This window comes from Pseudomonas sp. (genome assembly GCF_050739655.1).
GTDB lineage: Bacteria > Pseudomonadota > Gammaproteobacteria > Pseudomonadales > Pseudomonadaceae > Aquipseudomonas.
On record NZ_JBOIBY010000003.1, the window covers coordinates 14423 to 34891 of the forward strand.

Sequence of the window (20469 nt, forward strand, 5' to 3'; positions counted from 1 at the left end):
GCTTTAAAACCTTGAAAACAAAGGGGCTGGCACGCGGCCACTAAAAAAATCAAAAAAACCGCTCAAGCAAAGTCCTATCACGACGATAACTATTACGTAGGTTCTCTAGGCCAAACCCGACGGATGTCAGGGCCGGAAGCCGAAGTATCCATCCAACGAGGATTTCGTCATGGCTTTAACAGTAAACACCAACCTTGCTTCCTTGACCGTTCAGAACAACCTGAACAAAGCTTCCGGCAACCTGCAGACTTCGATGCAGCGCCTGTCCTCCGGCCTGCGCATCAACAGCGCTAAAGACGACGCCGCTGGCCTGCAGATTTCCAACCGTTTGACCAGCCAGATCAACGGCCTGGGCACCGCCATCAAGAACGCCGGTGACGGTATCTCCATCGCGCAAACTGCTGAAGGCGCGATGCAGGAATCCACCAACATTCTGCAAAAAATGCGTACCCTGGCCCTGGCTTCCGCAAACGGCTCGCCAAGCGCTGAAGACCGTAAGTCGAACGACGCTGAATACGCTGCTCTGACTTCCGAACTGACCCGTATCGCTACTACCACTACTTTCGGTGGTCGCAATCTGCTTGATGGTTCTTTCGGTACCACCGCTTTCCAAGTGGGTGCTAACTCGAACCAAACTATCAACATGACTCTGGGCGATGTATCTGCCAGCAAAATTGGTTCGCAACAATTGAAAAGTGGCGGTATTACCCCGGGCGCTGGTGTCGCTGGCGGTACCATCACTGTAAACGGCAGCGGCCAATCGGTTAACGTAGTAACCGTCGCGAAAGACTCGGCCAAAACCATCGCCGCCGCTTTGGATGGCGCTGTAGGTGGTTTGTCTGCCACCGCGAGCACTGAGGTTACGTTCACTACTGCTGCGGCTACAATCACGGCCTCGAAACTCGACGTGACGGTGGGTGGTGCGACACTCAATCTAGTGGGTGTGACCAGTCTCACCGATATGGCCGATCAACTGAAGTCGGGTGCTGCAAAACTGGGTATCAGTGTGAACTTTGATGCCAAGGCAAATACTCTGTCGGTGAAGTCTGACACTGGTGAAAACGTCAGTTTCAATAACGTCACCTTGGGCGGCGCAGCGACTGACCTTAAAGTAGCGACCAAAGACGCTTCTGGCACTCTCGGTACTGCTGCCAACGTTGCGACTGGTGTTATTGCTACTGGCGCGGTCTCCTTGAACTCTACCTCCAGTTATTCGATGACCGAGGCCGCTGCTGGCACCTTGAGCGACATGTTCGGTGGTACATCTAAGAGCTCCGGCTTGGTAAGTGTTTCAAATACCAACGTGACTACTGCTGCCAACGCTCAGAACGCAATTGACGTGATCACCAAGGCGATCAGTAACATTGACTCCCAGCGTGCTGACCTCGGTGCGGTACAAAACCGTTTCGACAGCACCGTAGCTAACCTGCGCAGCATCTCGGACAACTCCACCGCAGCTCGTGGTGTGATCCAGGACGTTGACTTCGCTGCTGAAACCGCTCAGCTGACCAAGCAGCAAACCCTGCAACAGGCTTCCACCGCGATCCTGTCCCAGGCTAACCAGCTGCCATCGGCTGTGCTGAAACTGCTGGGTTAATTCCACAGTTTGATGAATGACGGAAGGGCGCGTTTACGTGCCCTTTTGTCTTTTGAGCGACGAGGAGATTTAGCATGGACATGAGCGTCAAGTTGAACCTGTCTTATCCCGCCGTTGCCCCGCAAAGTGCAACGCCAGTGGTTGCAGACAAAAAAGATCAGCCCAAAGTTGAAGCCGTTTCGGCATCGGGTTCCGAGCCTAAGCGTGACGAACTGAAAAAGGCTGTGAGTGATATTCAGGAATTCGTCCAGGCTGCCCAGCGCAATCTGGATTTTTCAATTGATGATTCCACTGGCCGCGTCGTGGTCAAGGTCATCGCCACCGAAACGGGGCTCGTGATTCGTCAGATCCCGTCGGAAGCTGCACTGAAGCTGGCCCGGAGCCTGTCGGACGCCAGTAGTTTGTTGTTTGACGACAAAGTCTGATCTGGCATGAATTTTGTTGCTGTCTGCGCTCGAGGCGCATTTCGTCAAGAAAGCAGCAGCCACTGAACAAGGAGATAGAGGATGGCGGGTACATCGGTTAGCGGTATCGGTTCGAACATTGATACCCAGAAGATTGTGCAGTCTTTGGTTGACTCCGAGAGAGCACCGAAACAGACGCAGATCAACAACCAGACGCTTAAAGCAACCACCTCGCTGTCGTCTATCGGCAAAATCCAGGCGGCGCTGGATGCCTTCCGTGGCGCGATGGATAACATGAAAACTACGTCAAGCTTCAGCGGTCTGAGTGGTTCGTCTTCTGACGAAAAAGTCGCCTCTGTGACCATTGGGGCTGGTGCGGCGGCAGGGAATTTTTCGCTGTTGGTTACTCAGCTGGCAACGGCGTCGAAAATTTCTACCAAGGTTTTCTCTGATGGTGCATCTTCGGTCGTCAACTCCGGTTCGGTGCCGTCCACTTTAAGTATCAAGCAGGGCTCTAATACTTTTGACGTCAGCGTTCCTGTCGGAGCGACGTTGCAGCAGGTCCGTGATTCGATCAACTCTCAGTACGCCAATCAGGGCTTAAGTGCCAACATCCTGACCGACGCGAATGGCTCTCGTATGGTGCTAACCTCTAGCACCACTGGTGTCGGCTCGGAGCTGACCCTGGCGGGTAACACGGGTTTGCAAACTGGTACCTCGATACTCGCCACACCGCAAAACGCCAAATACACTGTTGACGGTGTGGTGATGGAGTCCAAGAACAACACCATTGCTGACGCAGTGAGTGGCATTACCGTCAAGCTGACGGGTGTTTCTCCGACTCCGTCCGGTGGCGGGGCGGCAACGCCGGCCACGATCTCCGTGTCAGCCGATACCACGGCGCTGAAATCGGCGCTCAAGGGGTTTGTGGATACCTACAACGCGCTGATCAAGGCTGCCAGCGCAGAGACTCAGGTCACCACCAATGCCGATGGTTCGTTGACGGCAGGCGCCCTCACGGGCGATGCCTCTCTGCGTTCGTTGATGTCGTCTGTGCGTACCGAGTTGAACGCCATGGGTGGTACTGGCCAGATGAAGTCCCTGACTCAATTCGGTGTCCAGACCGATCAGAAGACCGGCTTGCTGTCGATCAATGACAAAGTGTTCAGTGCTGCAGCATTGACCAATGGTGCTGATATCAATGGGATCTTTTCCGGTGATTCCGGTTTGCTCTCACGCATGAAGTCCGCGACGGACACTTTCGCGCAGAAAACCACTGGCGTATTTGCTGCACGTTCGGCCAGTCTGAGCGACAGCCTGGCCGACCTGAAGAAACAGCAGGATGCTCTCGACGCGCGGATGACCAGCTTGCAAACCAGCCTGAGCGCCAAGTACACAGCGATGGACTCTCTGGTCGCCAAGTTGCGCGCCCAGAGCGACAGCATCATGACCACGCTCAATGCGCTGAACAATCCGAAAGACAGCTGATCGGATCAGGCTCAGACATAAAAAGCCCAGGCAGACTGTCATGACAGCGCCTGGGCTTTTTCGTTGGTTGAGGGTCTACGTTAAAGTTATGTGTCGAGCAGTCGACATAAAGATCAGAGCAGCCCATTTTCACGAGGTAGAAACATGAACCCCATGAGAGCCCTTCGCCAATACCAGAAGGTCAATTCCCATGCCCAGATCTCTGAAGCCAACCCCCATCGCCTGGTGCAGATGCTGATGGAGGGCGGGCTCGATCGCATGGCTCAGGCCAAAGGAGCGATGGAGCGGGGCGACACCGCGCTCAAGGGGTTGATGATGGGCAAGGCCGTGGACATCATCATCGGTCTGCGCGATGGCTTGAACCCGGAGAAGACCGAAGATCCGGCCTCGCTGCAGCAGCTCGACAACTTGTATGCCTACATGATGACGCGTCTGATGGAAGCCAATCGCGATAACAACGTGGCGATCATCGACGAAGTATCCGGTTTGCTGGAAACCCTGAAAAGCGGCTGGGATGCCATTGCCAATCAATAGGCCTGCGGGTCTGAGGATGACGTCATGAGTCAAGCGTTGCGGCGAATTGAAGAAACCCGTGAAGCCCTGGTTGACGCCCTGGCGGCGCGCAACTGGGATGCCATTGGCGAACTGGATACGACCTGTCGTGAATGCGTCGACGAAGTGCTCAGTGAGGCACCGATCGACGAAGAAGCGCTACGGACGAATCTGGAAGGGCTGCTGGCCGTTTATAAAGATTTGCTGACCGCAACAATGGGTGAGCGCCAAGCGATAGTCGACGAGATGTCGCAGATCAACCAAGCACAAAAAGCATCAAAGGTTTACCATCTGTTCGGTTAGTTAACCCCCGGTTAAACCAAACAAGTGCGCCATAAATTTGACTGTGCACGGTTTTTTGACTTAACTAGTGGCGGGTTCCAGATTTCAGTCGTCTTCAGGCGTATCAGGCCTGCAAGCGTTTAGCTTGCCCCAGTATTTTGGGCATGGTGTTGACTAGGGAAGTTGCTATTGCATGTGGCGTGAAACCAAAATTCTGCTGATTGATGACGATAGCGTCCGTCGCCGCGACCTGGCGGTGATTTTAAATTTTCTCGGTGAAGAAAATTTACCCTGCGGTAGCCACGATTGGCAGCAGGCTGTCGGCTCTTTGTCTTCTAGTCGGGAAGTGATCTGTGTCCTCATCGGGACGGTCAATGCTCCGGGTGCGCTTCTGGGCTTGTTAAAGACACTCTCAACATGGGATGAGTTCCTTCCAGTTTTGTTAATGGGCGATAATTCTTCCAGTGACTTGCCGGAAGACCAGCGTCGCCGGGTACTTTCCACCCTGGAAATGCCGCCCAGCTACAGCAAGTTGCTCGATTCGTTGCACCGCGCCCAGGTCTATCGCGAGATGTACGACCAGGCCCGCGAGCGTGGCCGTCATCGCGAACCCAATCTTTTCCGTAGTCTTGTCGGCACCAGCCGGGCGATTCAGCACGTCCGTCAGATGATGCAGCAAGTGGCCGACACCGATGCCAGCGTGCTGATCCTCGGTGAGTCCGGCACCGGCAAGGAAGTGGTCGCGCGTAACCTGCATTACCACTCCAAGCGCCGTGAGGCGCCGTTCGTGCCGGTCAACTGCGGCGCGATTCCCGCCGAGTTGCTGGAAAGCGAACTGTTCGGTCATGAGAAGGGCGCCTTTACCGGTGCAATCACCAGCCGTGCGGGGCGTTTTGAACTGGCCAACGGCGGCACTCTGTTCCTCGATGAAATCGGCGACATGCCATTGCCGATGCAGGTCAAACTGCTGCGTGTGCTGCAGGAGCGTACCTTCGAGCGCGTGGGCAGCAACAAGACCCAGAGCGTCGATGTGCGCATCATTGCGGCGACCCACAAGAACCTCGAAAGCATGATCGAGATCGGCACCTTCCGCGAAGACTTGTACTACCGCCTGAACGTGTTCCCGATCGAGATGGCGCCGCTGCGTGAGCGTGTCGAAGATATCCCCCTTTTGATGAACGAGCTGATCTCGCGCATGGAGCACGAGAAGCGCGGTTCTATCCGTTTCAACTCCGCAGCCATCATGTCGCTGTGCCGTCACGGTTGGCCGGGCAACGTCCGCGAACTGGCGAACCTGGTGGAGCGCATGGCGATCATGCACCCGTACGGTGTGATCGGTGTGGTCGAATTGCCGAAGAAATTCCGCTACGTCGACGACGAAGACGAGCAAATGGTCGACAGCCTGCGCAGCGATCTCGAAGAGCGGGTGGCGATCAATGGCCATACCCCGGACTTCACCGTCAATGCCTTGCTGCCGCCGGAAGGCCTGGATTTGAAGGACTACCTCGGTGGCCTGGAGCAGGGCCTGATTCAGCAGGCGCTCGATGATGCCAATGGCATTGTGGCCCGTGCTGCCGAACGCCTGCGTATCCGACGCACCACCTTGGTGGAGAAGATGCGCAAATACGGCATGAGTCGTCGTGATGGAGATGAACAGGCGGATGATTGACGCCTGTTTTTCAAGTCATTCATATATAAGCGGTTTTTTTTAGGCACGGGTATTGCTACATCCCTCGCAACGTTCCGTTTCAATGACGGTCAGTCAAGCGAGAGAGCACGATGCCCCAAGCCGCCCAGATGTCTCATGCCCCTGAAACCCTGGGGCAAACATCGTCCGTAGAACAGGCAAGCCGGCTTGGCCTCGAGCAGGCTTTTTCGCTGTTCAATCAGATGTCGAGCCAATTGACTGATTCCTACAGCATGCTTGAAGCACGGGTGACCGAGCTCAAGGGTGAGCTCGCTGTGGTCAGTGCTCAGCGCATGCAGGAACTGGCAGAAAAAGAACGCCTGGCCAACCGTCTGCAAAACCTCCTCGATCTGTTGCCCGGTGGCGTTATCGTCATCGATGCCTTGGGTATCGTGCGCGAAGCCAATCCAGCGGCCTGCGAGCTGCTTGGCCTGCCGCTCGAAGGCGAGTTGTGGCGTCATGTTATTGCCCGCTGCTTCGCGCCCCGTGAAGACGATGGTCATGAAGTCTCGCTCAAGGATGGTCGGCGGTTGTCGATCGCCACGCGTTCGCTGGATGCCGAGCCCGGTCAGTTGGTGCTGCTCAACGACCTGACTGAAACCCGTCATCTGCAGGATCAACTGGCTCGTCACGAGCGCCTGTCTTCCCTGGGTCGCATGGTTGCGTCGTTGGCCCATCAGATTCGTACGCCGCTCTCCGCTGCACTGCTTTATGCCAGTCATTTAACCGAGCAAGAGTTGCCGGTTGCTACCCAGCAACGGTTCGCCGGGCGGCTCAAGGAGCGCTTGCATGAGCTGGAGCATCAGGTGCGCGACATGTTGGTGTTCGCTCGCGGCGAGTTGCCGTTGACCGACCGCGTATCCCCCAGTCAATTGATGCAGTCGCTGCAGGCGGCGGCGCTGACCCATGTGCAGGATTTGCCGATTCGTTGGCAGTGCGACAGCCATGTCGGCGACCTGCTGTGCAATCGCGACACGCTGGTCGGGGCGATTCTTAACCTTATCGAAAACGCCATTCAGGCCAGTGCCGGTGATGTGCGTTTGAAGATCCATCTGTATACCCGGGATAACCATTTGCGCGTGTGCGTCAGCGATAGCGGCAGCGGTATCGACGAGGCTGTGCTGGCGCGTCTGGGAGAGCCATTTTTCACCACCAAGACCACCGGAACCGGGCTCGGCCTGACCGTGGTCAAGGCGGTTGCACGTGCTCATCAGGGAGAATTGCAACTGCGCTCGCGAATCGGTCGCGGCACGTGCGCGCAGGTGATCCTGCCGCTTTTTGTCAGTGAAAAAAGCAGCGCTCAGGGAGAGGAGTGAAGGTCATGGGGATCAAGGTTCTTCTGGTGGAGGATGACCGCGCCCTACGTGAAGCGCTGGCCGATACCCTGCTGCTGGCCGGGCATGCGTATAGCGCTGTAGGTTCGGCGGAAGAGGCCTTGATCGCGGTCGAGACCCAGGCATTCAATCTGGTGCTCAGTGACGTCAATATGCCGGGCATGGATGGTCATCAGTTGCTTGGCCTGCTGCGTGCGCGCCAGCCGCATCTGCCCGTGTTGCTGATGACTGCCCACGGTGCCGTGGAGCGCGCGGTCGATGCAATGCGTCAGGGCGCGGCGGACTACCTGGTCAAGCCGTTCGAGCCAAAAGCGCTGCTTGATTTGGTGGCGCGGCATGCGCTGGGCAATCTTGGCACCGCCGACAGTGAAGGGCCGGTCGCTTTCGAGCCGGCCAGTGCCCAATTATTGGAGCTGGCTGCACGGGTGGCGCGCAGTGATTCCACGGTGCTGATCTCGGGTGAGTCCGGTACGGGCAAAGAGGTGCTGGCGCGCTACATTCACCAGCATTCCCATCGTGCCAGTCAGCCGTTCATTGCGATCAACTGTGCGGCGATTCCGGACAACATGCTCGAAGCCACGCTTTTTGGTCACGAAAAAGGCTCGTTCACCGGTGCCATTGCTGCGCAGGCCGGCAAGTTCGAGCAGGCCGATGGCGGGACCATCCTGCTCGACGAAATTTCCGAAATGCCCCTGAGTCTGCAAGCTAAGTTGCTGCGAGTGCTGCAAGAGCGCGAAGTTGAGCGGGTGGGGGCGCGCAAGCCGATCCTGCTGGACATTCGCGTGGTCGCGACCACCAACCGGGATCTGGCCGGGGAGGTGGCGGCGGGGCGTTTCCGTGAAGATCTCTACTATCGCCTGTCGGTGTTTCCACTGGCCTGGCGACCGTTGCGCGAGCGCACCGCGGATATCCTGCCGCTCGCCGAGCGCTTGCTGGCCAAACACGTCAATAAAATGAAGCACGCGGCGGCGCGGCTCTCGCCCGAGGCGCAAGCGTGCCTGATCGAGTATCCGTGGCCGGGTAATGTGCGCGAACTGGATAACGCGATTCAGCGCGCATTGATCCTGCAGCAAGGTGGCATGATTGAGCCCCAGGATTTCTGTCTGGCCGGGCCAATTGCTTGTGCGCCGTTGCCGGCATTGGCGCCAGCGCCTGTGAGGGTTGTGGAAGTCGACGCCGAATCTGCCGGGGCGCTGGGTGATGACCTGCGTCGGCGTGAGTTCCAGATGATCATCGACACCTTGCGCACCGAGCGCGGCCGCCGCAAAGAGGCCGCCGAGCGCCTGGGCATCAGCCCGCGCACCCTGCGCTACAAGCTGGCGCAGATGCGTGATGCGGGAATGGACGTGGAAGCCTATCTATTCGCCACATAATCACGCACCCGGCCCCTGTAGGGGCGAGCTCGCTCGCGAAAAACGTCAACGATAACGTGGGTTGCCTGATGCCTAGCGGTGCTCTTGCGTTTTTCGCGAGCAAGCTCGCTCCTACACGGGGGCGAGGTTGTGTTCGGATCGGGGAATTTTTTCAGAGCTGGCACCCTTGTTGCTAACACCAGTTCATCCGCCGAGTGAGCGTCAAAAAATTGCGGGCCGCCCAAGAGAGTAGACCATGAGCCAAGGTATTGAATTTAATCGGTTGATGCTGGACATGCGCGCCATGCAAATGGATGCCATGTCTGCGCAGAAATCGACTGCCGCCGTCCCTGAACTGAACGGTAGCAGCTTTTCCGACATGCTCGGTCAGGCCGTCAATAAAGTGAACGACACCCAGCAGGCTTCCACTCAGTTGGCCAGTGCCTTCGAGATCGGCAAGAGCGGCGTCGACCTGACGGACGTGATGATTTCCTCACAGAAGGCCAGCGTATCTTTCCAGGCGCTGACCCAGGTGCGTAACAAGTTGGTTCAGGCTTATCAAGACATCATGCAGATGCCTGTTTAAAGGACGAGATTGAGTCATGGCAGAAGCAGTCGCCGATAATGTTCCGGCCAAGGCCACTCCCGTAGACGGCAAGCCGCCGCTGTTCGGGTTGTCCTTCCTGGAAAACCTCTCCGAGATGACCATGCTGCGTCAGGTGGGCCTGCTGGTCGGCCTGGCTGCGAGCGTGGCGATTGGTTTTGCCGTGGTGTTGTGGTCCCAGCAGCCGGACTATCGTCCGCTGTACGGCAGCCTTGCGGGTATGGATGCCAAACAGGTGATGGACACCCTGGCCGCCGCTGATATTCCTTATACCGTCGAACCCAACTCCGGTGCCTTGCTGGTCAAGGCCGATGATTTGTCACGTGCCCGACTCAAGCTGGCGGGCGCTGGTGTCACTCCCAGCGACGGCAACATCGGTTTTGAGATCCTCGACAAAGAGCAAGGGCTGGGCACCAGCCAGTTCATGGAAGCCACCCGTTACCGTCGTGGCCTGGAAGGCGAACTGGCGCGGACCATTTCCAGCCTGAACAACGTCAAGGGCGCTCGCGTGCACCTCGCGATTCCGAAGAGCTCGGTGTTCGTGCGTGACGAACGCAAACCGAGTGCTTCGGTGTTGGTGGAGCTCTATTCCGGTCGCTCGCTGGAGCCAGGCCAGGTGGTGGCCATCATCAATCTGGTGGCGACCAGTGTTCCTGAACTGAGCAAGTCGCAGATCACCGTGGTCGACCAGAAGGGCAACCTGCTTTCGGATCAGGCGGAAAACTCCGAACTGACCATGGCCGGCAAGCAATTCGATTACAGCCGTCGCATGGAAAGCATGCTCACCCAGCGTGTGCACAACATCCTGCAGCCGGTACTGGGTAACGATCGCTATAAAGCTGAAGTGTCGGCCGACGTTGATTTCAGTGCCGTCGAATCGACTTCCGAGCAGTTCAACCCGGATCAACCAGCACTGCGCAGTGAGCAGTCGGTCAATGAACAACGAACCGCCAGCAACGGCCCGCAAGGTGTGCCGGGTGCGCTGAGCAACCAGCCCCCATCGCCGGCCTCCGCGCCGCAATCCACTGCGGGTGCCGCTCCGGCTGCCGGTATGGTGCAGCCAGGTCAGCCGCTGATCGACGCCAATGGCCAGCAAATCATGGACCCGGCCACTGGTCAGCCGATGCTCGCGCCGTACCCGGCAGACAAGCGTCAACAGTCTACGAAGAACTTCGAACTCGACCGTTCCATCAGCCATACCAAACAGCAGCAAGGCCGTTTGAGTCGTCTGTCGGTGTCGGTGGTGGTCGATGATCAGGTCAAGATCAACCCGGCCAATGGTGAATCCACCCGCACGCCGTGGACCGCTGACGAATTGGCGCGTTTCACCCGTCTGGTGCAGGACGCCGTTGGTTTCGATGCCAGCCGCGGTGACAGCGTCAGCGTGATCAACATGCCGTTCTCCGCTGATCGCGGCGAAGTGATTGCCGACATTCCGTTCTATTCCCAGCCGTGGTTCTGGGACATCGTCAAGCAAGTGCTGGGTGTGTTGTTCATTCTGGTGCTGGTGTTCGGTGTGCTGCGTCCTGTGCTCAACAACATCACCGGTGGCGGCAAGGAAAAACAACTGGCCGGTATTGGCAGCGACGTCGAGTTGGGTGGCATGGGCGGCCTGGATGGCGAACTGGGTAACGACCGCGTCAGCCTGGGCGGTCCGACCAGTATCCTGTTGCCAAGCCCGAGCGAAGGCTATGACGCACAGTTGAACGCAATCAAGAGTCTGGTGGCAGAAGACCCGGGCCGAGTGGCCCAGGTCGTGAAAGAGTGGATTAACGCAGATGAGTGATAACCGAGCCGTTGCCGCCAAGCTGACCAAGGTCGACAAAGCCGCGATCCTGCTGCTGTCCCTTGGCTCTACCGACGCCGCCCAGGTGCTGCGCCACATGGGACCCAAAGAGGTCCAGCGTGTGGGCGTGGCCATGGCGCAGATGGGTAATGTGCACCGCGAGCAGGTCGAACAGGTGATGAGTGAGTTCGTCGACATCGTCGGCGACCAGACCAGCCTCGGCGTCGGCTCCGATGACTACGTGCGCAAAATGCTCACTCAGGCACTGGGCGAAGACAAGGCCAACGGCCTGATCGACCGCATCCTGCTGGGTGGCAACACCAGTGGCTTGGACAGCCTGAAGTGGATGGAACCGCGCGCCGTCGCCGACGTGATCCGTTTCGAGCACCCGCAGATCCAGGCGATCGTGGTGGCGTATCTCGATCCGGATCAGGCCGGTGAAGTGCTCGGCAACTTCGACCACAAGGTGCGCCTGGACATCATCCTGCGGGTTTCCTCGCTGAACACCGTGCAGCCTGCAGCATTGAAAGAACTCAACCAGATTCTGGAGAAGCAGTTCTCCGGCAACTCGAACGCTTCGCGTACCACCTTGGGCGGTATCAAGCGTGCGGCGGACATCATGAACTTCCTCGACAGCTCGATCGAAGGCCAGCTCATGGACTCGATCCGCGAAGTCGACGAAGACCTGTCCGGTCAGATCGAAGACCTCATGTTTGTGTTCAACAACCTGGCCGATGTCGACGATCGCGGTATCCAGGCGTTGCTGCGCGAAGTGTCTTCCGACGTGCTGGTGCTGGCCCTCAAAGGCTCGGACGAAGGCGTCAAGGAAAAGATCTTCAAGAACATGTCCAAGCGTGCGGCCGAACTGTTGCGCGACGACCTGGAAGCCAAAGGTCCGGTGCGCGTCAGCGACGTGGAAACCGCGCAGAAGGAAATCCTCACCATCGCCCGTCGTATGGCCGAAGCCGGAGAAATCGTGCTCGGTGGCAAGGGCGGCGAGGAAATGATCTAACGCCATGGCCAAGCATGATGAATCACCCACTGACCTGATCCGGGCCAGGGATGTCAGTGGTTTCGATACCTGGGCACTGCCAAGCTTCGATCCGCCTGCACCCGAGCCTGAGCCGGAGCCTGAGCCCGAACCCCCGGCAATCGAAGAAGTGCCGCTGGAAGAAGTCCAGCCACTGACCCTCGAAGAGCTCGAAAGCATTCGCCAGGAAGCCTACAACGAAGGCTTTGCAGTGGGTGAGAAAGAGGGGTTCCACAGCACCACGCTCAAGGTTCGCCAGGAAGCCGAAGTGGCGCTGGCTGCCAAGATCGCAGGGCTGGAGCGAATCATGGCGCACCTGTTCGAGCCCATCGCTGAACAGGACACTCTGATTGAAAAGTCGCTGGTCGATCTCGTGCAGCACATCACCAAACAAGTGATTCAGCGCGAACTGGCCATCGACTCGACGCAGATTGAACACGTCATGCGTGAAGCCCTCAAGCTCTTGCCATTGGGCGTGAACAACGTGCGGCTGTACGTCAATCCACAGGATTTCGCACAGGTCAAAGCCCTGCGCGAGCGCCATGAAGAAACCTGGCGCATCGTCGAGGATGAGGCACTGTTGCCCGGCGGTTGCCGGGTCGAGACAGAGCACAGCCGTATTGATGCCACTGTCGAAACCCGTGTTGCACGGGTCATGGACAAGCTGTTCGATCAACTTCACGAACAGGCCTTGCACCCGGCTGCGCCGGACGTGAGCCTGGATTTGTCGATCGACAGCAAACCGACAGCTGCGGACATTCCCGATGCGCCTTGAACGCACCAGTTTTGCCAAGCGCCTGGGCAGCTATGCCCAGGCCACGCAACTGGAAGGCGCGCCGATCCTGGAAGGTCGCCTGCTGCGCATGGTCGGCCTGACCCTCGAAGCCGAAGGCTTGCGCGCCGCCATGGGCAGCCGCTGCATGGTCATCAACGACGACAGTTATCACCCGGTGCAGGTCGAAGCCGAAGTCATGGGCTTTTCCGGCAGCAAAGTTTTTCTGATGCCAGTGGGCAGCGTTGCCGGTATTGCGCCTGGCGCTCGAGTGGTGCCGCTGTCCGACTCCGGTCGCTTGCCGATGGGCATGAGCATGCTTGGACGGGTGCTCGATGGCGCCGGTCGCGCGCTTGATGGCAAGGGCGGGATGAAGGCCGAAGACTGGGTGCCGATGGACGGCCCGACCATCAACCCGCTCAAGCGTGAACCCATTAGCGAACCGCTCGACGTAGGTATTCGCTGCATCAACGGCATGTTGACGGTCGGGCGTGGTCAGCGACTCGGCCTGTTCGCCGGTACCGGTGTCGGTAAATCCGTGCTGCTGGGCATGATGACCCGCTTCACCGAGGCCGACATCATTGTCGTTGGGCTGATCGGTGAGCGGGGTCGTGAAGTTAAAGAGTTCATCGAGCACATTCTCGGTGAAGAAGGGCTCAAGCGTTCGGTGGTGGTGGCGTCGCCTGCGGACGATGCGCCGCTGATGCGTCTGCGCGCTGCCATGTACTGCACGCGTATCGCCGAATATTTCCGCGACAAGGGCAAGAATGTCCTGTTGCTGATGGATTCACTGACCCGTTTCGCCCAGGCCCAGCGGGAAATCGCCCTGGCCATTGGTGAGCCACCGGCCACCAAGGGTTATCCGCCTTCGGTGTTCGCCAAGCTGCCGAAACTGGTGGAGCGGGCCGGTAATGCCGAAAAGGGCGGCGGGTCGATCACCGCGTTCTACACCGTGCTGTCTGAAGGCGATGACCAGCAGGATCCGATTGCCGACTCCGCGCGAGGCGTCCTCGACGGGCACATCGTGCTGTCCCGGCGACTGGCCGAGGAAGGTCACTACCCGGCCATCGACATCGAGGCCTCCATCAGCCGGGTCATGCCGGCCGTAGTGTCGCCAGAGCACATGACCCGTGCGCAGTACTTCAAGCAATTGTGGTCGCGTTATCAGCAGAGTCGGGATTTGATCAGCGTTGGCGCCTATGTCGCCGGTGGTGACCGCGAGACCGACCTGGCGATTTCCCTGCAACCGCAACTGGTCAAATACCTGCGTCAGGGCCTCAACGACAGCATCAGCCTGGGCGAAAGCGAAGCGTATCTCGCCTCGATCTTCGCGCCCGCGGCGGGCGGTTAACTGGTCATGGCCCAGACTCGGGCAGGGCGCCTGGCCCCCGTGGTGGAAATGGCCGAAAAGGCCGAAAAAACCGCTGTCCAGCGCCTGGGGCATTTTCAAGGGCAAGTGCGGTTGGCAGAGAGCAAACTGGCTGACCTCGAAGCCTTTCGTCTCGACTATCAAGAACAGTGGATCGTGCGCGGCAGCAGCGGTGTGACGGGCCAATGGTTGCTCGGCTATCAGGGCTTTCTCGCGCAATTGGGCACGGCCATCGATCAACAGCGCCAGAGTCTGGCCTGGCATCAAAACAACCTGAACAAGGCACGGGACACCTGGCAACAGGCGTTCGCCCGGGTTGAAGGCCTGCGCAAGCTGGTTCAACGTTACATGGACGAGGCGCGGGCGCTGGAAGACAAGCGTGAGCAAAAGCTGCTGGATGAGTTGTCCCAGCGTTTGCCGCGCCAGGATCAATATTGATGTGTGATGTGAAAAGATCGCAGCCTGCGGCAGCTCCTACATTGGGCGTGTGTAAATCGGCTTCTGTAGGAGCTGCCGAAGGCTGCGATCTTTTGAGCCTGATGTCCCGCCTTGCCGCAACCTCTACCAAATGCTAAACCTTGTACAAGAAGGTTCACCTATGACAAGGAAGCCATGAAATGTCAGTCATTACCGAAGTTTCCCCTGATGGCCAAAAACTGACGATTTCGGTCAAGGGGCGATTCGATTTCGCCAAGCATCAGGAATTTCGTGAATCTTACGAAAACAAGGACCTTGCCGAAGTCGTGGTCGATTTGAAAGAAGCGACCTACCTCGACAGTTCTGCGCTGGGCATGTTGCTGCTGTTGCGTGACCATGCCGGTGGTGAAGATTCCGATATCCGCGTCGTCAACAGCAGCTGCGACGTGCGAAAAATCCTCGCGATTTCCAACTTCGACAAGCTGTTCAAAATCAGTTGAACGCCGTGCAGCCTGCACTCGAATCGTTGACGATCCTGATCGCCGAAGACAGCGCGGCTGATCGCATGCTGTTGTCGAGCATCGTCCGCCGCCAAGGGCATCAGGTGCTGACGGCGGCCAATGGAGCCGAAGCGGTCGAGGCGTTTCGCCAGCAACGCCCGCAACTGGTCCTGATGGACGCGATGATGCCGGTGATGGACGGCTTCGAAGCGGCCCGTCAGATCAAGGTGTTGGCCGGGGAAACACTTGTTCCGATCATCTTCCTCACTTCGCTGTCCGAGAGCGAAGCCCTGGCCCGCTGCCTGGAGGCGGGAGGTGACGATTTTCTGGCGAAACCGTACAACCAGGTGATCCTTGCCGCCAAGATCAAGGCGATGGACCGCTTGCGACGATTGCAAGACACCGTTTTGCAGCAGCGAGACCAAATCGCCCGGCACCATGATTATTTGCTCAACGAACAGCGGGTGGCCAAGGCCGTGTTCGACAAAGTGGCCCACTCCGGCTGCTTGAATGCGCCCAATATCCGCTACCTGCAATCGCCCTACGCGCTGTTCAACGGCGATCTGCTTCTGGCCGCATTCACCCCGGCCGGTGACATGCATGTACTGCTCGGTGATTTCACCGGCCACGGTTTGCCCGCCGCCGTTGGTGCAATGCCCCTGGCCGAAGTCTTCTACGGTATGACGGCCAAGGGTTATGGCTTGTCGGAAACCCTGCGGGAGATGAACGCCAAGCTCAAGCGCATCCTGCCGGTGGATATGTTCTGTTGTGCCACGCTGCTGTGCCTGAGCTTCCAGCGCCGCTCGGTGGAGGTGTGGAACGGTGGCATGCCGGACGGCTACCTGCACAGCATCGCCAGCGGCGAGCGCACGCCGATGACGGCCAGGCATTTGCCCCTGGGCGTGCTGAGCCCACAGACATTCGATGATCGTACGCAAGTGTTTCCGATGGCGGTCGGGGATCGGGTTTTCCTGCTGTCTGACGGGGTCGTCGATACCTGCGATGCCAACGATCAGTTGTTTGGCGTGCAGCGCTTGCAACAGGTGTTTGCGGCCAATCGTGAGCTGGATGCGTTGTTCGCGGAAATCGAGCAGGCGCTGCAGGACTTTGGTGGCGAGGCACGCGACGATGTCAGCATGGTCGAAATCAGCCTGCTGGATCCGATGCAACTGACTCCCCCGGCGCCGGTCTATTCCGATAGCGGCCAGTCATGCCCGCTGGACTGGTCGGTGAGCTTCGAGTTTCGCGCCGCCACGCTCAAGCGCTTCAATCCACTGCCGTATCTTTTGCAATTGCTGCTTGAGGTTCATGGATTACGGGCGCAAAGCGGGGCGCTTTACAGTGTATTGGCCGAGTTGTACTCCAATGCTCTGGAGCATGGTGTGCTCGGACTGGACTCAAGCCTCAAGCGCGATGTCTCGGGCTTCACCCGGTACTATCAGCAACGCAACGAGCGGCTGGAGCAGTTGCAGTACGGCTACGTGCGGGTGCATCTGCAGGTTACGCCGCAAGGTGAGGGGGGGTGCCTGGTGATCCGCGTCGAGGACAGCGGTAAAGGATTCGATGTCGGTCGTGTGCTCGATCGCCCCGTTGATCCTGTCCGTTTGTCGGGACGTGGGGTCAGTCTGATCCGTCAGTTGGGGCGTAACGCCAGTTGGTCCGACGACGGCCGAAGTGCCCGCGTGGAGTTTTTCTGGGAGGCTCTGGCATAATCCGCGCATTCTTGATCAAGGAGTGAGCAAGTGGCTGACAAACATCTGGATCCCGACGTGCTTAGCGCGTTGCGGGATGTCATGGAGGATGAGTTTTCGACCTTGATCGATACCTTCCTCGCTGATTCCGAGCAGCGGTTGCGGCAGTTGACTGTGGCTGTCGATGCCACGCAATTGCTTGAAGCGGCGCATAGCTTCAAGGGCAGCAGCGGCAACATGGGGGCGACTCGCCTCGCCGCCCTGTGTCATGACCTGGAGCAAAGGACAAAAGAGTTCAACCTTTCAGACCTTGAGCCGCTGATCGCCGATATCGCTCGAGAGTTCGCATTTATCCGCCCCCTCTACGAGGAGGAGCGGCAGCGCTCGATCTCTGCCATCTCTTCCGTCCGGCCTTATTGATCCCGATCTAACAAAACTGGCGCGACCTTTGCAGTCAAGTTTCTCAACTGTACCTACGATCCCAGTGCAGCGGAGACCGTTCAATGCCCGTTACCCCCAACACGCTTCTTCAGGCTGCCGCGCAGGCCAAGACTCAAGCCGCCTCCGCCAATTCCACGGCGTTGTCCGCTGAGCCCGGGAACAAGGCCGCAAGCTTCGCCCAGGTGTATGCCAAGCAGGCTCCAGGCAAGCCTGTGGCTGCTGATGACGGTGTCACCAAGTCTGTGCGTGACAAGTCTGCGGACGGGGCTGGCAAGAAGGACGTTGCCGACGACAAATCTGCCGCCGCGCAACCAGCAGTTGCCGATAGCGGCAAAACCTTGCCCGCCGAAAAACCGGCGGCGACCGACGACCAGGCAGTCAGTGATGATGCGTCAGACGCCGCGCAAATACCGGTTGTCGATGCCGCGCCTGTTGATCCAGCGCTTGATCCTGCCTTGTTGCAGGAAGCGCAACCGCTCGTCACGGCACCTGCACCTGCACCGGTTATGCCGCCGGTTGTGGATGCCGTTCAATCGTTGGTTGACGAATCGGCTGCCATTACGGTTGCAGCCGGGGCAGTCACTGCTACCGCAGACACCGATTTCGACCCTGAAGCCGATCCTCTCGATGCGTTGCCTGCCTTGCGCATGGCCATGGAGCAGAGTGGGCACGTTTCCGCGTCCAGTCAGGCACAGTCCAAAGCCACGCCGACGTCCGCCCAGGCTCAAGCCGATGGCGAGCAGACCGCCGCGCAGAACTTTGCCGCCGGCATGGTCACCATGCTCGATGCTCAGGCCAGCAAGGACAGCACCAGCCAGGGAGGCGACAAGGCATTCAGTGGCCTGATCGATGACGGTCTCAAGGACCTGAAGTCGGCCAGCAGCGATACCCGGGTCGATGATTTTGCCAACCGTCTGGCGGCGCTGACCCAGGCTGCCACGCCGAAAACCGCCAATGCCGTGCCGGTCAATCAGCCGATCGCCATGCATCAGAATGGCTGGACCGAAGAAGTGGTGAATCGGGTCATGTACCTGTCCAGCGCCAATCTCAAGGCGGCTGATATCCAGTTGCAACCGGCTGAATTGGGGCGCCTGGATATTCGAGTGAACATGGTTCCCGACCAGCAGACCCAGGTGACGTTCGTGAGCGCCCATCCGGGTGTTCGAGAAGCGCTGGACGGGCAGGTTCATCGTCTGCGGGACATGTTTGCGCAGCAGGGCATGGGGCAGGTCGATGTCAATGTGTCTGACCAGAACCGTGGCTCCCAGGATCAAGGGCAGAATCAGCAGGCGCAGAGTGGCCGTACCAATGCCGGTGGTGGTCGTCTCGACTCGATGGATGATGACATCGCTCCAGGCGTCGCCGAAGTCGCGGCGCCAGTGACAAGCGTGATCGGTTCCAGCGCAGTCGACTATTACGCCTGATTGACCGCAACACCAATCCCTGTGGGAGCTAGCCTGCTAGCGATGACGACGGCACATTCGACATCTTCTTTGAATGTGAAGGCCCTATCGCTAGCAGGCTAGCTCCCACAGTGGTTTCGGACCACCCATCTTCGCTCCGACACTTCTGGCATAACACTTGCTCTTGCCTTGCCGTGCGACTGTGAAACCCCGAATAGCGACGGATTATTGGCATGGCGAAGAGCGACGCAGCAGTAAAAGACCCCGCAACCAAAGGCAAACTCAAGTTGATCATTGTGATCGTGGTGGCTCTGCTGCTGGCGATCGGCTTGTCCGTGGGGGCGACCTGGTACTTCATGCACAGCGCTCAGAGCAAGCCTGCCGCGGTGGTAAAAACCGCCCCGTTGGGCAAGCAGCCGGCGATTTTCGAGCCAATGGCGCCGGCGTTTGTGGCCAATTACAACCAGAACGGCCGTCAGCGCTACATGCAGGTCAGCATCTCCATGCTCGCCCGCAACCAGGCTGATCTGGACGCCCTCAAGGTCCACATGCCGGTGATCCGCAATAACCTGGTCATGCTGTTCTCCGGGCAGGACTTCGCGACGCTTGCATCGCCGGTCGGCCAGGAAATGTTGCGCCAGAAGGCGACGGCCAGCGTCCAGGAAGTGGCGCAGAAAGAGCTCGGCAAAGTGGTCGTCGAACAGTTGCTTTTCACTAATTTCGTACTGCAGTAGGAACACGACATGGCCGTGCAGGACCTGCTGTCCCAGGATGAAATCGACGCGCTGTTGCATGGCGTGGATGATGGTCTGGTACAGACCGATACCGTTGCCGAGGCCGGCAGCGTCAAAAGCTACGACCTGACCAGCCAGGATCGCATCGTCCGTGGACGCATGCCGACCCTGGAAATGATCAACGAGCGTTTCGCCCGCTATACGCGTATCAGCATGTTCAACATGCTGCGTCGCTCGGCGGACGTGGCGGTGGGTGGCGTACAGGTGATGAAATTTGGCGAGTACGTGCACTCGCTGTACGTGCCGACCAGTCTCAACCTGGTCAAGATCAAACCGCTGCGCGGCACCGCACTGTTCATCCTCGATGCCAAGCTGGTGTTCAAGCTGGTGGACAACTTCTTCGGTGGCGACGGCCGTCACGCCAAGATCGAAGGGCGTGAATTCACCCCGACCGAATTGCGCGTGGTGCGCATGGTGCTGGAGCAGGCCTTCATCGACTTGAAGGAAGCCTGGCAGGCGATCATGGAAGTGAATTTCGAGTACATCAACTCGGAAGTGAACCCGGCCATGGCCAACATCGTCGGCCCGAGCGAGGCCATTGTGGTGTCGACCTTCCACATCGAACTCGATGGCGGTGGCGGCGACCTGCACGTGACCATGCCCTACTCCATGATCGAACCGGTACGCGAAATGCTCGACGCCGGCTTCCAGTCGGACCTCGATGACCAGGACGAGCGCTGGGTCAATGCCCTGCGCCAGGACGTCATGGATGTCGACGTGCCGATCGGCGCGACCGTCGCCCGTCGTCAGTTGAAACTGCGCGACATCCTGCACATGCAGCCGGGGGACATCATCCCGGTGGAAATGCCGGAAGACATGATCATGCGCGCCAACGGCGTGCCGGCCTTCAAGGTCAAGATGGGCTCGCACAAAGGCAACCTGGCGTTGCAGGTTATCGAGCCGATCGAGCGCCGTTGAACGGCGCATCACACATACGTTTTTAACTGAAGGCTTCCCCTTGAAAGG

General features: G+C 58.6%; 20 protein-coding genes. All 20 read left to right on the forward strand.

The features are described 5' to 3' along the window. Window positions 1-169: 169 nt before the first annotated feature. The gene (locus ACRESJ_RS00115) at window positions 170-1597 is read left to right on the forward strand and encodes a flagellin (RefSeq protein WP_431756049.1); all 1428 of its coding nucleotides are present in this window, start codon (window positions 170-172) and stop codon (window positions 1595-1597) included. Window positions 1598-1671: 74 nt separating this feature from the next. After that, complete coding sequence (locus ACRESJ_RS00120; RefSeq protein WP_431756050.1) at window positions 1672-2022, forward strand: flagellar protein FlaG; 351 nt, start codon at window positions 1672-1674, stop codon at window positions 2020-2022. Between the two features lie 81 nt (window positions 2023-2103). Continuing rightward, window positions 2104-3489 (forward strand): flagellar filament capping protein FliD, encoded by a 1386-nt coding sequence (gene fliD / locus ACRESJ_RS00125; protein ID WP_431756051.1) that lies wholly within the window; start codon window positions 2104-2106, stop codon window positions 3487-3489. 144 nt (window positions 3490-3633) lie between these two features. After that, on the forward strand, window positions 3634-4023 hold the full coding sequence (fliS, locus tag ACRESJ_RS00130; RefSeq protein ID WP_431756052.1) for a flagellar export chaperone FliS: 390 nt from the start codon (window positions 3634-3636) through the stop codon (window positions 4021-4023). 24 nt (window positions 4024-4047) lie between these two features. After that, window positions 4048-4344, forward strand: a complete 297-nt coding sequence (gene fliT / locus ACRESJ_RS00135; RefSeq protein WP_431756053.1) for a flagellar protein FliT — start codon at window positions 4048-4050, stop codon at window positions 4342-4344. Window positions 4345-4516: 172 nt separating this feature from the next. Next, complete coding sequence (locus ACRESJ_RS00140; RefSeq protein WP_431756054.1) at window positions 4517-5992, forward strand: sigma-54 dependent transcriptional regulator; 1476 nt, start codon at window positions 4517-4519, stop codon at window positions 5990-5992. A gap of 110 nt (window positions 5993-6102) precedes the next feature. Then, a complete protein-coding gene (locus ACRESJ_RS00145) occupies window positions 6103-7326 on the forward strand; it encodes a sensor histidine kinase (protein WP_431756055.1) in 1224 nt (407 codons plus the stop codon). A 5-nt stretch (window positions 7327-7331) separates the two neighbouring features. Continuing rightward, window positions 7332-8717 carry a sigma-54-dependent transcriptional regulator gene (locus tag ACRESJ_RS00150; RefSeq protein ID WP_431756056.1) on the forward strand — a complete coding sequence of 462 codons (1386 nt, stop codon included), beginning with the start codon at window positions 7332-7334 and terminating at the stop codon, window positions 8715-8717. Between the two features lie 235 nt (window positions 8718-8952). Beyond that, window positions 8953-9282, forward strand: a complete 330-nt coding sequence (fliE, locus tag ACRESJ_RS00155; RefSeq protein ID WP_431756057.1) for a flagellar hook-basal body complex protein FliE — start codon at window positions 8953-8955, stop codon at window positions 9280-9282. A gap of 16 nt (window positions 9283-9298) precedes the next feature. Further along, window positions 9299-11086, forward strand: coding sequence for a flagellar basal-body MS-ring/collar protein FliF (gene fliF, locus ACRESJ_RS00160; protein ID WP_431756058.1), 1788 nt, complete (start codon window positions 9299-9301; stop codon window positions 11084-11086). Beyond that, a complete protein-coding gene (gene fliG, locus ACRESJ_RS00165) occupies window positions 11079-12098 on the forward strand; it encodes a flagellar motor switch protein FliG (protein ID WP_431756059.1) in 1020 nt (339 codons plus the stop codon). The genes fliF and fliG overlap by 8 nt, the downstream gene beginning before the upstream one ends. Before the next feature lie 4 nt (window positions 12099-12102). Further along, complete coding sequence (fliH, locus tag ACRESJ_RS00170; protein ID WP_431756060.1) at window positions 12103-12891, forward strand: flagellar assembly protein FliH; 789 nt, start codon at window positions 12103-12105, stop codon at window positions 12889-12891. Next, entirely contained in the window at window positions 12881-14239 is a 1359-nt protein-coding gene (fliI, locus tag ACRESJ_RS00175; RefSeq protein WP_431756061.1) for a flagellar protein export ATPase FliI, read from the forward strand. Before fliH ends, fliI begins: the two co-directional genes overlap by 11 nt. A 6-nt stretch (window positions 14240-14245) precedes the next feature. Further along, the gene (fliJ, locus tag ACRESJ_RS00180; RefSeq protein WP_431756062.1) at window positions 14246-14695 is read left to right on the forward strand and encodes a flagellar export protein FliJ; all 450 of its coding nucleotides are present in this window, start codon (window positions 14246-14248) and stop codon (window positions 14693-14695) included. A gap of 179 nt (window positions 14696-14874) precedes the next feature. Then, window positions 14875-15174 (forward strand): STAS domain-containing protein, encoded by a 300-nt coding sequence (locus ACRESJ_RS00185; RefSeq protein ID WP_431756063.1) that lies wholly within the window; start codon window positions 14875-14877, stop codon window positions 15172-15174. Between the two features lie 5 nt (window positions 15175-15179). Continuing rightward, entirely contained in the window at window positions 15180-16886 is a 1707-nt protein-coding gene (locus ACRESJ_RS00190; RefSeq protein ID WP_431756064.1) for an ATP-binding SpoIIE family protein phosphatase, read from the forward strand. A gap of 30 nt (window positions 16887-16916) precedes the next feature. Beyond that, window positions 16917-17285, forward strand: a complete 369-nt coding sequence (locus ACRESJ_RS00195) for an Hpt domain-containing protein (protein ID WP_431756065.1) — start codon at window positions 16917-16919, stop codon at window positions 17283-17285. An 83-nt stretch (window positions 17286-17368) separates the two neighbouring features. Then, window positions 17369-18730: a flagellar hook-length control protein FliK gene (locus ACRESJ_RS00200; protein WP_431756066.1), complete on the forward strand. Its 1362-nt coding sequence runs from the start codon at window positions 17369-17371 to the stop codon at window positions 18728-18730. 212 nt (window positions 18731-18942) lie between these two features. Beyond that, window positions 18943-19443, forward strand: coding sequence for a flagellar basal body-associated protein FliL (gene fliL / locus ACRESJ_RS00205; RefSeq protein ID WP_431756067.1), 501 nt, complete (start codon window positions 18943-18945; stop codon window positions 19441-19443). 9 nt (window positions 19444-19452) lie between these two features. Next, on the forward strand, window positions 19453-20421 hold the full coding sequence (gene fliM, locus ACRESJ_RS00210) for a flagellar motor switch protein FliM (RefSeq protein ID WP_431756068.1): 969 nt from the start codon (window positions 19453-19455) through the stop codon (window positions 20419-20421). Window positions 20422-20469 lie beyond the last annotated feature (48 nt).

Bases quoted from the DNA above. Each gene is read 5' to 3' on its own strand.
- fliL (WP_431756067.1), top strand. From the start codon at position 18,943: ATGGCGAAGAGCGACGCAGCAGTAAAAGACCCCGCAACCAAAGGCAAA.
- fliD (WP_431756051.1), top strand. From the start codon at position 2,104: ATGGCGGGTACATCGGTTAGCGGTATCGGTTCGAACATTGATACCCAG.
- ACRESJ_RS00200 (WP_431756066.1), top strand. From the start codon at position 17,369: ATGCCCGTTACCCCCAACACGCTTCTTCAGGCTGCCGCGCAGGCCAAG.
- ACRESJ_RS00150 (WP_431756056.1), top strand. From the start codon at position 7,332: ATGGGGATCAAGGTTCTTCTGGTGGAGGATGACCGCGCCCTACGTGAA.
- fliH (WP_431756060.1), top strand. From the start codon at position 12,103: ATGGCCAAGCATGATGAATCACCCACTGACCTGATCCGGGCCAGGGAT.
- fliF (WP_431756058.1), top strand. From the start codon at position 9,299: ATGGCAGAAGCAGTCGCCGATAATGTTCCGGCCAAGGCCACTCCCGTA.
- fliT (WP_431756053.1), top strand. From the start codon at position 4,048: ATGAGTCAAGCGTTGCGGCGAATTGAAGAAACCCGTGAAGCCCTGGTT.
- fliG (WP_431756059.1), top strand. From the start codon at position 11,079: ATGAGTGATAACCGAGCCGTTGCCGCCAAGCTGACCAAGGTCGACAAA.
- ACRESJ_RS00185 (WP_431756063.1), top strand. From the start codon at position 14,875: ATGTCAGTCATTACCGAAGTTTCCCCTGATGGCCAAAAACTGACGATT.
- fliM (WP_431756068.1), top strand. From the start codon at position 19,453: ATGGCCGTGCAGGACCTGCTGTCCCAGGATGAAATCGACGCGCTGTTG.
- fliI (WP_431756061.1), top strand. From the start codon at position 12,881: ATGCGCCTTGAACGCACCAGTTTTGCCAAGCGCCTGGGCAGCTATGCC.
- fliS (WP_431756052.1), top strand. From the start codon at position 3,634: ATGAACCCCATGAGAGCCCTTCGCCAATACCAGAAGGTCAATTCCCAT.
- ACRESJ_RS00145 (WP_431756055.1), top strand. From the start codon at position 6,103: ATGCCCCAAGCCGCCCAGATGTCTCATGCCCCTGAAACCCTGGGGCAA.
- ACRESJ_RS00115 (WP_431756049.1), top strand. From the start codon at position 170: ATGGCTTTAACAGTAAACACCAACCTTGCTTCCTTGACCGTTCAGAAC.
- ACRESJ_RS00140 (WP_431756054.1), top strand. From the start codon at position 4,517: ATGTGGCGTGAAACCAAAATTCTGCTGATTGATGACGATAGCGTCCGT.
- fliJ (WP_431756062.1), top strand. From the start codon at position 14,246: ATGGCCCAGACTCGGGCAGGGCGCCTGGCCCCCGTGGTGGAAATGGCC.
- fliE (WP_431756057.1), top strand. From the start codon at position 8,953: ATGAGCCAAGGTATTGAATTTAATCGGTTGATGCTGGACATGCGCGCC.
- ACRESJ_RS00120 (WP_431756050.1), top strand. From the start codon at position 1,672: ATGGACATGAGCGTCAAGTTGAACCTGTCTTATCCCGCCGTTGCCCCG.